7 protein-coding genes are annotated in these 13,082 nt (G+C 63.1%); 3 read left to right on the plus strand and 4 right to left on the minus strand.

Going from position 1 to position 13,082, the window contains the following annotated elements:
• Window positions 1-46: 46 nt before the first annotated feature.
• Together ACWV14_RS11045 and ACWV14_RS11050 are read right to left on the minus strand one after the other, a co-directional pair.
• Window positions 47-2,032, minus strand: a complete 1,986-nt coding sequence (locus tag ACWV14_RS11045; RefSeq protein WP_454906744.1) for a helicase C-terminal domain-containing protein — start codon at window positions 2,030-2,032, stop codon at window positions 47-49.
• A gap of 112 nt (window positions 2,033-2,144) precedes the next feature.
• Entirely contained in the window at window positions 2,145-2,747 is a 603-nt protein-coding gene (locus ACWV14_RS11050; protein ID WP_454906742.1) for a hypothetical protein, read from the minus strand.
• A gap of 609 nt (window positions 2,748-3,356) precedes the next feature.
• On the opposite strand from ACWV14_RS11050, the gene ACWV14_RS11055 reads away from it, so the two are divergent.
• From ACWV14_RS11055 to ACWV14_RS11065, 3 genes are all read left to right on the plus strand, one after another.
• Complete coding sequence (locus ACWV14_RS11055; RefSeq protein WP_454906740.1) at window positions 3,357-5,918, plus strand: adenosylcobalamin-dependent ribonucleoside-diphosphate reductase; 2,562 nt, start codon at window positions 3,357-3,359, stop codon at window positions 5,916-5,918.
• Window positions 5,919-6,153: 235 nt separating this feature from the next.
• Complete coding sequence (locus ACWV14_RS11060) at window positions 6,154-7,533, plus strand: metallophosphoesterase family protein (RefSeq protein WP_454906738.1); 1,380 nt, start codon at window positions 6,154-6,156, stop codon at window positions 7,531-7,533.
• A gap of 483 nt (window positions 7,534-8,016) precedes the next feature.
• Window positions 8,017-10,449 (plus strand): DNA repair ATPase, encoded by a 2,433-nt coding sequence (locus ACWV14_RS11065; protein WP_454906736.1) that lies wholly within the window; start codon window positions 8,017-8,019, stop codon window positions 10,447-10,449.
• A 151-nt stretch (window positions 10,450-10,600) separates the two neighbouring features.
• Here the strand turns inward: ACWV14_RS11065 and istB are convergent, their stop codons facing one another.
• Both istB and istA read right to left on the minus strand, forming a co-directional pair.
• Window positions 10,601-11,404, minus strand: a complete 804-nt coding sequence (gene istB, locus ACWV14_RS11070; protein WP_454901618.1) for an IS21-like element helper ATPase IstB — start codon at window positions 11,402-11,404, stop codon at window positions 10,601-10,603.
• Window positions 11,394-12,983: an IS21 family transposase gene (istA, locus tag ACWV14_RS11075; protein ID WP_454901620.1), complete on the minus strand. Its 1,590-nt coding sequence runs from the start codon at window positions 12,981-12,983 to the stop codon at window positions 11,394-11,396. The genes istB and istA overlap by 11 nt, the downstream gene beginning before the upstream one ends.
• Window positions 12,984-13,082: the final 99 nt, after the last annotated feature.

A 13,082-nucleotide genomic window follows, 5' to 3' on the forward strand; every position in this document is an offset into this window, starting at 1 on the left:
GCCAAATTTGGCCGCGCTACCCGACGCGTCATTCATTCAAGTCGCGCTACTTGGGGACAATGGCGGTGAATGCGGTGCTGGCGACCAGGCGGTGCCCATAGGATTTCGTGCGCAGGCGGTTGTCCAGGCACACGACCGCCCCATAGTCCCCGTCCTTGCGGATCAGACGTCCGCACACCTGAGCAAGCTTCAGACCGGCCTTGGGGAGCATCAGCAGGTTGAACGCGTGCAAGCCCTTTCTTTCCAGATGTTCGGCATGCGTGGCGAGAACCGGATCGCTCGGGGAAGGGAAAGGCAGGCGCGTGACGAACACCCGGGTGCAGTACTCGCCGGGCAGGTCGACCCCTTCGCTCAAGCTGTCGAGGCCGAAGAGCACCGACCGCTGCCCCGCGTCCACGCGTCGCTTGTGTTCCTCGATCATGGCCGAAGGTTGCCATTCGCCCTGAAGCAGGACCAGTTGGCGCTCGTCGGGACTCAGTGAACCATAGACGTCCTGCATTTGCACCTTGCTCGTGAAGTAGACAAGAATGCCCTGTTCCGGCCCGCGCACGGCGTGGTCGCGGACGAAGGCGCGGACCATGGCCGCGTGGGCCTTCGTTCCGGCCTCGGCCGCCAGCGGCGGCACGATCAGGCGAGCCCGGGAATAGTCCAGCGGCGAGTCCAGTCGAAGCGCTGGGGTGTCGGGTGGCAGGCCCAGCTGAGCCCGTGTCGCATCGAAGCTCCCGAGCGAGGAGATGGTGGCCGAAGTCAGCACGCAGGCATGGATGCGCGGCCAGAGGTGCTTGCGCGCCTTGGCGCCGCTGTCGAAGGGCGAGCTCCGGATCTCGACGGAGTTGCGGCCCTTGGCCAGCCATCGTGCACGATCCTGGACCGGGCTCGTGAACTCCTCGATGGCCTGGATGGCGTTGTCGAGCTCACCCTTGATCTGGCCGACCCGGGACTGCACCAGCACCGCCATCCCGCTGCGCTTACCGCCGACGGCCTTGGCTTGCGCGTTGATCGATGCGGCGGCGCCGTCGAGTACGTCGACCATGTTGACGATAGAGCCCTTCAGGTCTTCGAGAAGCTGCATGTACGTGGAGGGCGCCTCACCGAGCGTGAAGCGGTGCAGCGCACCGTCGCCGAGCATCGACAGGGTCGAATGCGACGCTGCATTCCACATGGCCATCATGCGCTCCGTGGCGATCTCGATCGGCGCCGACGAGCGTGAGCCCAGCAGTTGTTCGAGCCGTCGGAGTTCCTCCCGATGGTTGACGCTCAGGTCGAGCGAGGACGCGAACGCCGAGAGTATCTTGTCCGACAGGTGATGCGCTTCGTCGAACACGTACAGATTGCGTTCTGCATCGCACAGAAAGCTGCTATCCACGTTTGCGGAGGTGGCCAGGAGGTAGTCGTGGTTGGTGATGATGACGCGCGCGCTCTTGGCCTTGGCCATGGCCGTGTAGTACGGGCATCCGTCAAACTGTGGGCAGCTCTCGCCAACGCAACTCGCGGATGTGTTGGCGACGGCCGACCAGGCCTGCCGGTCGACGCGTGTGGGCAAGGTGTCGCGAATGCCGTCCCATTGACCCGATTCCCAGAACTGCACGATCTGGTCGTGAATGGGTTTGTCGCCCTGCTTGAACATGTCGGTGGTGACGGTCAACGCGTCGAGCTTGGCCGGGCACAGGTGCCGCTCGCGGCCCTTGGCGACAGCCCATGTGACGCCGCGCACGCCGGCGCCTTCGAGTGCCATCAATGCAAGCGGGAGGTCTTTAGAGGCCAGTTGGTCCTGCAGCGACGCGGTGGCGGTGGAGACCACGAGCACCTTGTCCTGTTCGACGGCGTTCACGATTCCGGGGATGAGGTAGCCGATCGATTTGCCGGTACCCGTCGGCGCCTCGATCAGGCCAATGGATTCCTGCGACAGGAGCCCGGAGACGCGTTGCACCATCTGCTGTTGCTGCTTGCGCACCAGGAAGCCCGGCATGACCTCGCGCAGGTGCCGATAGGCGTCGGCAATCACTTCTCGTTGGCGGTCTGTGGATGACATGCGATTTCCTGGTGGACGCAGTCATGCTCCCACTCCGCTGCTCGGGGGCAAGTGGGACTGACGGGGATGGGGAACTGGCTGTTGCGCGCGGGCGAGGAAGAGCGCGGGGCGCTTACGCCAGATTGGTCTCTGCCAACAGGTCTTCGATCGACTTGTTGGTCAATTTCATGGCGACCTGCTTGAAACCGGCGTAGGCCAGGTCGATCGGTCCCATCAATGCCCGTCGCTGATCGCGCGTGATCAGGTCCAGTCGTTCGGCGGTGAACAGGCGCGCGACCAGTTCATCGAGCTTTCGCAAGGCGCGGAACATCGATGCACTCTCAGGACTGACCATCACAAAGTCGAAGGTACCGCCATTGAGCCACGACACGTCGAGTGCACCGAAGGCAAGGATGACGGGGTCCGAGCCGAGGATCGCGATTTGCCAGTGCAGGTCCGATAGCGCTTCGGAGATCTTCTCCCTGTAGGGGCGGTTGAGCGAATAGACATACATCTTCGCGCTCGCGATGTTGAAGTCCCGGCGCAGGTTGCGACTGCAGAAGCTGGTCCGCAGGGTGACCGTGTGCCGGGCGAACATGCGGCTTCGCAGTTCGTCGATGCGGTCCTGGTTCTTCAGCGTTGGCGCCGATGGCAGGTCGGCCAGGTCAGCGATCACGGGCGAGGCGCCCGCTTCGATGAATACTCGGGGAAGTGTTTCTGCCAGCTCGGTGTCCATGGAGATGATTGTTCGAGTCCACCCCGCACCCGGCTGGGCGAATGAGGGGCGGGACCGACGCTTTTTCGCTGTGGACGCGCCGCGTGCTCGGGCCTAAAGTTCAGGCTTCTTCCTGGTCTCTGACCCCGTCGCCGGCGGCAATCCGGAAGGCAAACGCCAAACATCCCAGGTAGACCTGGCTGCACGACTGACACCGTGCCTGAATCCTCAGATGAGGACTTGACCGAGAGCCCTGTCAGCTCTCAAAAGGGTGATCCTGCCCGCTGTTCGTTTCTGCGCCGTCGTGGCCTCGAAAAGCAGATTCGAATCAGCACATGGCCCATTGGGTTCGTGCCAACTCTCCTGTTGTCCACGCGATCCATGTGGGTCGTGGTTGGCACTCGAGCCCCCGACCATTCGCCTCGAGCGAATGGAAGGTTTCCGCGAGACGCCGCACTCCATCTGGGGTGCGGCGTTTTTGCTTGTGCTGCGCATTGGCCCACGACTGTCCATCCGAAAGTTCCGGGCAACTTTCGAATGGGAAGTCTTGTCCCGTCGGTCTTTCATTGCGGCAAGCGTCGCATCCAACAACCTGCGCTCTTGCGAGCGCCATTCTCTTGAGAGGTATGCATGGAAGACATCGATCTTCACGCCCCACAGGGCATCACCCAGGAAGTGCTCCTGGAGAAATACTGCAAGGGCACGGAGTCCACCGAGGCCAACGTGATTGACCGCGTTGCGCTGGCCGTTGCTCAGGCCGAGGCCCCCGAACTGCGCCAGCAGTGGTACCAGACCTTCCGCGCCAATATGCTGGCCGGTGCCATCGGTGCCGGTCGGATCATGTCTGCAGCCGGCTCCGGCATCCAGGCCACCCTCATCAATTGCTTCGTCCAGCCCATCGGTGATTGCATGGACGGTTTCGACGATGAGGGAGCCCCAGGGATCTACAAGGCACTCGCGATGGCGGCCGAAACGATGCGCCGAGGCGGGGGCGTCGGCTACAACTTCAGCGCGATCCGACCGCGCGGTGCCCGAGTAAAGAGCACGCACAGTGCAGCGTCTGGCCCGTGTTCGTACATGGATGTGTTCGACATGTCTTGCAAGACGGTCGAAAGCGCTGGCGCCCGACGCGGCGCGCAAATGGGCATTCTCTCCATCAGCCATCCGGACATCTTCGAGTTCGTGAAGGCCAAGCGCACGAAGGGCCGCTGGAACAACTTCAACGTGAGTGTCGGGGTGACCGACGCATTCATGCGCGCGGTCGAGGCCGATGAGAAGTGGGAGTTGGTTCACAAGGCCGAGCCAAGTCCGGACCAATTCGCCCAAGGGGCGTTTCAACGTCAGGACGGCCTGTGGGTCTACCAAACCATCGCCGCTCGCGAGCTGCGTGACCAGATCATGCGGTCGACCTACGACTTCGCGGAGCCGGGCATTGTGTTCCTGGACAACATGAACAAGGACAACAACCTGCGCTACGCGGAGCACATCGCGGCCACCAACCCCTGCGGCGAGCAGCCGCTGCCTCCCTACGGTTGCTGCGACCTGGGGCCGATCATCCTGACCAGGTTCGTGCTCGACGCCTTCACACCGTTCGCAAGGTTCGATATGGATGGCTTTCTGCGCGCGGTGCAGACGCAGGTCCGCTTCCTGGACAATGTGCTCGACGTGACCTACTGGCCGCTGCAGGAGCAGAGCGAAGAGTCTCGCAGCAAGCGTCGCGTCGGTGTTGGCTTCACCGGCCTCGGTGATGCGCTCATCATGCTCGGCATCCGCTACAACTCGCCGCAAGGCATCGAGTTCGGGCGCAGCCTCACGCAACAGATGCGTGATGCTGCCTACGGTGCATCGTGCGCTCTCGCCCAGGAGAAAGGTCAGTTCCCGCTCTTCGATGCCGACAAGTACCTTGAAGAAGGCTCCTTCGCGTCGCGCCTCCCGGCACATCTCAAGGATGCGATTCGGCTTCACGGCATTCGCAACAGCCACCTGCTGTCGATCGCGCCGACCGGCACCGTCAGTCTCGCGTTCGCGGACAACGCCTCGAACGGCATCGAGCCCGCATTTTCGTGGGGCTACAGCCGCAAGAAGCGGATGGCGGATGGAACCGAGAAGCACTATCCGGTGCTCGACCATGCCTTCCGCGTGTTCCTGCGGACGCTGCCGGATCCGACGGCTCGAGGTCTCCTGGATGCGGTTTGCCGGTATCGCGACGAGTTCGCCGTGGGCTCCGTGATCCACAATGTCAAGGAGGTTCTGCCGCCGTCGTTCGTTTCCGCGCTGGAGATGAGTGCGACCGACCATTTGCGCATGCTGGAGGCCGTGCAGCCGTTCATCGACTCGGCCATTTCGAAGACGGTCAACATCCCGGCGGACTACCCGTTCGACGACTTCAAGGACCTGTACATGCAGGCGTGGAAGGCCGGACTCAAGGGGCTTGCCACCTACCGGCCGAACGACACGATCGGCGCCGTCCTGTCGGTTGGCGCTCCCACCGCGCAACCGCCGGTTGCCGCTTTGCCGACGAAGATGGCGGATCTGGATCCGGTGACGCGCGTGCTCGACAAGCGGGCGGACGGCGATCTGGAAGCGGTGAATACCCGCATCCGGTACATGCCGAGTGGCAGCGGTGACAAGTCGATTTACCTTTCGATTTCGTTTGCCGATGTGGAGGGCGTGCTGGACGGCGAGCCTGTGAAGGTATCGCGTCCCGTGGAGGTGTTCATCCCGGGCGGACAAAGCGATGTGCCCCAGGAATGGATCTCGACCTTTGCCCGGCAACTCTCGCTGAACGCTCGTTCGGGCCTGCTGCCCAAGGCATTGCAGGATGCACGCCAGGTCAAGTCGGATCGAGGCAACGTTCGCTACGGCCACTACGAGAAGCCCGATGGCACGAAGGTGCCGCGGTTCCACGAGTCCGAGGTGGGCGTCATCGCGTACGCGATTCAGCAGGTGCTTGTGAAACGGGGTTTTCTGGACGCCGAAGGCAACCAGATTCCCGCGAAGGCACTTGCCAGGCGGACTGGCTCTGAAGCGGCTGCGCATGTGCCGGCGCCGCGGGTCGAGGAAGCCACGACGTCGACCGGCAGCTCGATCATGCCTGGCAAGGCTTGCGGTGAATGCGGCGCGCACGCCGTCATCAAGAAAGACGGGTGCGAGTTCTGCACGCATTGCGGTCACACCGGCGCGTGCGGCTGATCGATTGACTTTTTGGAAGCCCCCTTGGGGGCTTTCCCGAGTCCGTTGGGCTCAGGAAAGCCTCTCAGGGTCGTGATGAAGGGCGCCTCGCCGGAACTCGCACCCCTTCGCCTCCGGTGGCGGTGTGCGATCTCTTGCAACGAGCCGAAGTCTTTTCGATGTCATCGTGGCGATGGCATCGACAAGCCCTCGTGGCTGCACCTTTCTGTTCTCTACACAACGAAAGGATTTCATCATGAAGATCGCGCAAATGAGCGACCTGCATTACTGCGCCAAGAACCTCGTCGAATCCGACCGTTGCTTCGGCGCCTCTGTGACCGAGGCGATTCTGGCTGGTGTCGACGCTGCCATCATCACGGGCGACAGCACGGACCATGCGATGGATGCGCACGCGCCGGCGGTGATTGCGCTGGCCCGGCAACTGAAACGGCTGGCCGATCATTGCCCCGTGCTCATGCTTCAGGGCACGTTCAGCCATGAACCGCCAGGGCTCTTGCGGATGTTCGAACTGATCGGTGCGTGTCATCCGATCACGATCGCCGATCGGATCGCTTCGTTCGGCCTCGAAGAAGGGAGTTTCGAGCCCATCGTCGCGGGGAAGGACTACCGACTGGCGGTCCATGCGCTGCCAACCCTCAACAAGGCCGACATCGCGGCGCTGGCGCCGCAGGCCGTCGGCGAAGCCGGGCGCCAGGTCGGAGATCTGATCTCGCAGATCCTGGACGCCTTTGCTTGCGCGAACCGGTCCCTGCTCAAGCAGGGTGTTCCAACGATGGTGATCAGCCATGGGACCGTCCTGAACTGCCTGACCGAGCATGGTGTTCCGATGGCAGGGACGGATCACGAGTTCGCGCTTGGCACGCTCTTCTCGGCGGAGGCCGACGTGGTTGCCCTGGGGCACATCCACAAGCACCAGGTCTGGCGCAATCAGGATGCCCAGGTATCGGGGCGCAGAAAAATCGTTGCCTATGCGGGCTCGATCGGGCGCTTCCACCACGGCGAGGAAGGCGATAAGGTGTGGATCGAGTGGGATATGACATCGGGAGACCCGCGCCTTGCCGCGCATCCGACGCCGTCGCGACGCACGGTCGACCTGTTTTTCGACGGTCCGCCCGACATGGACAAGATTCGGGAGCTGTCGGCGTCGCTGGCCGGTCTCTTCGTTCGAGTTCGCTACCAGGTGGACGAGGAACACCGGCAGCGTGTGGACCGTGAGGCGATCAAGGCGCTTCTTGCGGGCGCTGCCGACGTGCAGATCGAGGGAAAGACGCTGATCGTCGAACGTGTCCGCGCAGCTGGCATCAGCACGGCCAGCAGCCTGTCGGAGAAGCTTCAGAAGTGGTGTGAAGCCACGGTGACGCCGGGCGACGGCCTTCAATCGAGGCTGAGCGACCTGCAAAGCAAGACCGGCGAGATGATCGTGGTCGACATCATGGACCGAATGCACGGCCGCGAGCCCATCGCCCCTGTGCCGCTCCCGAACGTGGATGCAGCGTCGGAAGCTGAGGTATTGGTCGCTGTCCCTGATCGACTGCCTGACGCGATGGACCTGGAACCGCCGGGGAGCCCTGCCGGCCACCTGGTGGACGAATTGCAGGAGAGCCTCTTCGCCTAGCAACAGGGCATCGATCACGCTCGGTGCCTTCGTTCTGGACGTGCTTCACGACAAGCCAGTGTCGCATCCCGCCCGATCCCATTCTTGGGGTTGGGCGGGCGATGCGAGCTGCCGGCGATTGACCCGTGTGAATGGTGGTCACAGAAAATGGGGTTCGAAAATCGGGGCGTTTCGGGAACATCGCGCGACCCCCTTGCGTTCACAATGGGTCTCCGCTCCTCGCGGAACGAACTTCTGACTCCGGGCGTCACGCGCTGCGGAGATCGGCGCCAATCTGTCAGTTGCCCAAGCGGCCAGGCACCCGTTCGCAACCACGCGACACGGGATATCGAATGAGCCTCCAGCCGAAGTTCGACATCGTGGACTCCCATTCCCGACAGACTCCAGTGAGCGTACAGACGAATGCCCTGTGGCATCCGCCTTCTCGTTCGAGAGGCCGTCCGGCTATGGATTCAACCCCCTTGTTAGGAAAGGATCAGAAACATGGAGCCACTCAAGCTCAAACTCTCCGGGTTCAGAGGCATCGCTTCCGGCCGTGGAAAGAACTCGATTGAAATCGACTTCGGGAAAATCGATGGTGCTGCCCGGATGGTGGCGCTGGTCGGTCCCAACGGGGCCGGGAAGACCACCATCATGGATAACATGCACCCCTACCGGGTGATGCCATCGCGGGCCAGCTCGCCAACCCCGACGGCCTACAGCTACTACGACGATCTGGTCGAAGGCGCCGACGGGTTGAAGGACCTTGTCTGGTGTCACAACGGTGTGACCTACCAATCGGTCATACGCATGCGCGCGGCCGGAAAGAGCAAGAAGCAGGAGTGCTACCTGTTCATGCAGGATGCGACCGCGGCGTTCGTGCCCTATGCGGACAGAACGGGACTCGTGAGCGACGGCAAGGCCGAGAGCTACGACCGCGCGGTGGAAGCCGTTTGCGGGCGACCGGATGTATTCTTCGCGGCGCTGTTTTCGGCGCAGGGAAAACGCCCCATCAGCGCGATGACGGTGAGCGAAGTCAAGTCGCTGCTCGCGTCGATGCTGAACATCGAGAGCGTGAAGGCACTTGGCGATAGAGCACAGGAGGTGGTCAAGGGGTTGCGTCCCCATCTGGAGGCCACGAAGGCCCAGGCGATCCCTCTGCAGCAGCAGCTGATGCGCGAGGCGACACTTCGGGATTCGCTCGCGGGATTCGATGATCGTTTGGAGGCCGCTACTCACGCGGTCGACGGGGCAGGCATGCTGGAGCGGCAGGCCCATGCGGACCTGGTCACGATCGAGGCCGCGGCGGGACAGCAAGAAGCAGTCAAGGCCCAGCACGCTGCGTTGCAGGTTCAACTCGAATCCAGCGAGGCGAATCGCAAGACGGCGACTGCCGCACTTGCGACGAGACAAGCCCAGGAGCGGACCCATCTTCAATCCGCGCAGGTCGACCTTCAGCAGACCGTCTCGGCGGCTTCGAAGACGTTGACCGACGCGAACACCTCGCTTGCATCGGTGAGGTCGTTGATTGCCAGGGAGCCCGCGGTACGGGCGGCCGAGACCAAGCGGACAAATCTGCGTGATCAGCTCTCTGCGAAACGCATGAAGCTCGAGGAGGTGCAGTTGGACGCGGATCGCATCGGTGAGCTTCGAAGGAACGTGCTCAGTCTGTCCGAGGCCCTCGCCACGGGGCAGGCCGATGGCACCGCGCTGGCGAACTTGGTCGCGACGGCCACGCAGACGGCATCGCTGATCAACGATGTGCCTTGCAAGGGGCATTCGTTTCAGTCGGCCTGCAAGCTTCTGCTGCAGGCGAACGATGCCGCAGAAGGGCTGCCTGCCTCCACCGCGAAGTTGGAGGTTCTGCGCAACACCTTCCTGGAAAACAAGAAGAAGCGTGCGTCCGCCGACGCGGAGCTGCAGAAGTTGCTCGATGCCGAGAAGGTACACAACCAGCTTCTGGCGGACATCAGCAAGCTGAACGACGAGCTGGTGAACGCGCGAACGCTTGCCGCTGAACTGCCGGCGATCGAGGAGGCCAAGACCAAGGTGGAGCCAGGAATTGCTCGCGTGGCGGAGGCCAAAGCCGAACTCCAACGTGTCGAGCAGCGCCTGGTGGCCGTACAAAATGACTTGTCGAGGCTGGATGCCGATCACCGAGTTGCCATGGGACAGCTCACCGCGACCCTGGCCGCGGAAGTCGAACGGATTCAGGCGATGGTCGCCGCGCTGCCACGCATTGTCGGAGAGGCCGAGGTCAACCTCGTCCGTCAGCGTCTGGCGCAAGCCGAAGTGGTGCATCGGGAGGCACGTGATCGCCAGGCCGACATCGTCGCAAAGCGGCAGGAATCCACGTTGGTGCTTGGGCAACTGACGGCAGCCAAGGCCGAGCTCTCGAAGGTCGAGGCACTGGCCACCTGCATCTCCGACGAGATCGCCAGCTGGACGCTTCTGGCGGCTGCGCTTGGAAACAACGGCATTGTCGCGATGTCCATCGATGACGCCGGTCCCGCCTTGTCCGCCCAGTGCAACTCGCTTCTGGAAGATTGCTACGGCGGTCGATTCCAGGTGCGCTTGAGCACGCAGCAGACGACGGCCACGGGCATCCTCAAGGAGAGCTTCGAGGTGTGGGTCGAGGATACGCACCGGGGCGAAGAAAAGCGCCTCTCGGATATGTCCGGTGGCGAGAAGGTGTGGATCAACGAGTGCCTTGTGCGCTCGATGGCCCTGTACATCGCGCGATCGAGCCAGCAGCACTACTCGACGCTTTTCTGTGACGAGGCCGACGGTCCACTGGATGAGGCGCGCAAGCGCCAGTTCATGGACATGAAGCGAGCCGTACTCGATCGCGGAGGCTACAGGCGGGAGTATCTCGTGACGCAGACGCCCCAGTTGTGGGATCTGTGCGACGCGAGGATCGACGTCGGGGCTCTCTAGACATTCAAGGACAGGCCGTGAGGCCTTTCCAACTGCCCTCTCTTTTGGGGGGCAGTTGGAAAGGGCATTGCCCTCGCTTGTTGAGTTCCATGGAATCCTGACCCGCGATTTCCATCGAATATTGACCCACCCTCTTTGCGAGCCAGCCGGCTCACGGTGTGGATAAGTTCTTGGCTTTCTCCTTTTTAGGTTGGACTGCTTGAACGGGTTGAGCCGAGCTGTGCTTGAAGCGGAAGCTGTCGTTTCCGGTCTCCAGAATATGGCAGTGATGCGTGAGCCGGTCCAGCAACGCCGTCGTCATCTTCGCGTCGCCGAAGACGCTGGCCCACTCGCTGAAGCTCAAGTTGGTTGTGATCACCACGCTCGTGCGTTCGTAGAGTTTGGACAGCAGATGGAACAACAGCGCGCCACCTGATGCGCTGAACGGCAGGTAGCCCAGTTCATCGAGCACCACCATGTCCGCGTACATCAGTCGGTGCGCGATGTGGCCGGGATTGCCACTGGCCTTCTCTTGCTCGAGTGCGTTGACCAGTTCTACCGTCGAGAAGAAGCGCACCCGGCGGTGTTGGTGCTCGATGGCCTGCACGCCCAGCGCCGTGGCGATGTGGGTCTTGCCGGTGCCCGGACCGCCCACGAGCACCACGTTCTGCGCATCGTCCATGAACTCGCATCGGTGTAGCTGACGCACCAGCGCCTCGTTGACCTCGCTGTTGGCGAAGTCGAAGCCAGCGAGATCGCGATAGGCTGGGAAGCGAGCGAGCTTCAACTGGTAGGCCACCGAGCGTACCTCCCGCTCGGCTGTCTCTGCCTTTAGCAACTGCGAGAGCATCGGTTGGGCCGCCTCGAAGGCCGGCGATCCCTGCTCGGCCAGCTCCGCGACGGCCTGGGCCATGCCGTGCATCTTGAGTTCGCGCAGCATGATCACGATGGCGCCGCTGGCAGGGTCATGTCGCATGGCGCACCTCCTGGCTACTCGACTTGGAGTTCAGCGGCCCGCGCAGGCCGCCAGCAGCGCTGGCACGCCCCCGGAGCGTGTCGTAGCGCAGCACATCGGCCTTCGGCTCGTTCATCAGGCGCAGTGCCTGCGGTGCCGTGACAGGCGCCGGCGCAATGGGCTTGGCATCGAGCAGTCGGTGCAGCACATTCAGCACATGAGTCTTGCTGGCCACGCCGGCTTCCAGCGCCAGTTCGACCGCGGTCAGCACTGCCTGCTCGTCGTGGTGCAGCACCAGCGCCAGGATCTCCACCATCTCGCGGTCTCCGCCTGGCTGCTTCAGCAGCGCGGCCTGCAGCCGCCGGAAGCCCTGCGGCAGCTCGCTGAAGGGCGCTCCGTTCCTGAGCGCTCCTGGCTTGCGTTGCAGCACTGCCAGGTAGTGCCTCCAGTCGTAGACGGTCTGACCTGCGGTGTCGTGGCGACGGTCAATGATGCGCGTGTGCTCGCACACGATCTGGCCCTCGGCCGCCACGACGAGGCGTTCGGCGTACACGCGCAGGCTCACTGGCCGGTTCGCGTAGGAGGCCGGAACGCTGTAACGGTTGCGCTCGAAGTGCACCAGGCAGGTGGGCGAGACGCGCTTGGTGTGTTCCACGAAACCATCGAAGGGTCTGGGGATCTGCAACAGTAGTGGCCGTTCCTGCGCCCAGACATCGGCTACGGTCCCTGGCAGCTTGCCGTGGACGATCTCGCCCCACAGCGCCTTGCAGCGGTCCTCCAGCCAGTCGTTGAGCAGCGCCAGCGTGGCGAACGCCGGCACAGGTTGCCACAACCGGTGGCGCGCATCACGCACGTTCTTCTCGACCTGGCCCTTCTCCCAGCCCGAGGCCGGGTTGCAGAACTCGGCCTCGAACAGGTAGTGACTGACCATGGCGCTGAAGCGCGCGTTGATGTCGCGCTCCTTGCCGCGGCGTACCTTGTCCACGGCGGTCTTCATGTTGTCGTAGATGCCGCGCCGAGGCACGCCCCCGAGTACCTCGAAGGCCCGGTTGTGCGCATCGAACAGCATCTCGTGGGTCTGCAACAGGTAGGCGCGCACGATGAACGCACGGCTGTGGCTGAGCTTGAAGTGCGCCACCTGCAGCTTGGTGCGTTCACCAGCGATGACGGCCCAGTCCTCGCTCCAGTCGAACTGGAATGCCTCGCCGGGACCGAAGGCCAGAGGCACGAAGGTGCCGCGCCCGGTCGTCTGCTGGACCTCGTGGAGATGCGCATGCCACGCTCGTGCAAAGGCCGCCACGCGGTTGTAGGAGCCCTGGTAGCCCAGCGCCACCAGATCGGCGTGCATCTGCTTGAGCGTGCGCCGCTGCTTGCGTGACTTAGACGCCTCGCTCTTGAGCCAGCCGCCGAGCTTCTCGGCGAACGCGTCGAGCTTGCTCGGGCTGATGCGCTTCGCGTAGCTGGGCGCCGCCTCGCCCTCGCGAAGGTACTTGCGGATGGTGTTGCGAGACAAGCCCGTGCGCCGGGCTATCTCTCGGATGGACAGTTGCTCTCGCAGTGCCCAACGCCTGATGACACTCAGTGTCGCCACGTCAATCACTCCTGTGCTCCTGCTGCTAAAAGCAGCAGGTTAGGGTTATCACGTGGGTCAGATTTAGATGGAAATCACCGGGCCAAGTGGGTCACTTCTGGATGGAAA

The sequence above is a fragment of the Variovorax durovernensis genome (assembly GCF_977011995.1).

Coding starts and splice junctions, on each gene's coding strand:
- ACWV14_RS11065 (WP_454906736.1), top strand. CDS start 8,017: ATGGAGCCACTCAAGCTCAAACTCTCCGGGTTCAGAGGCATCGCTTCC.
- ACWV14_RS11050 (WP_454906742.1), bottom strand. CDS start 2,747: ATGGACACCGAGCTGGCAGAAACACTTCCCCGAGTATTCATCGAAGCG.
- ACWV14_RS11055 (WP_454906740.1), top strand. CDS start 3,357: ATGGAAGACATCGATCTTCACGCCCCACAGGGCATCACCCAGGAAGTG.
- ACWV14_RS11060 (WP_454906738.1), top strand. CDS start 6,154: ATGAAGATCGCGCAAATGAGCGACCTGCATTACTGCGCCAAGAACCTC.
- ACWV14_RS11045 (WP_454906744.1), bottom strand. CDS start 2,032: ATGTCATCCACAGACCGCCAACGAGAAGTGATTGCCGACGCCTATCGG.
- istB (WP_454901618.1), bottom strand. CDS start 11,404: ATGCGACATGACCCTGCCAGCGGCGCCATCGTGATCATGCTGCGCGAA.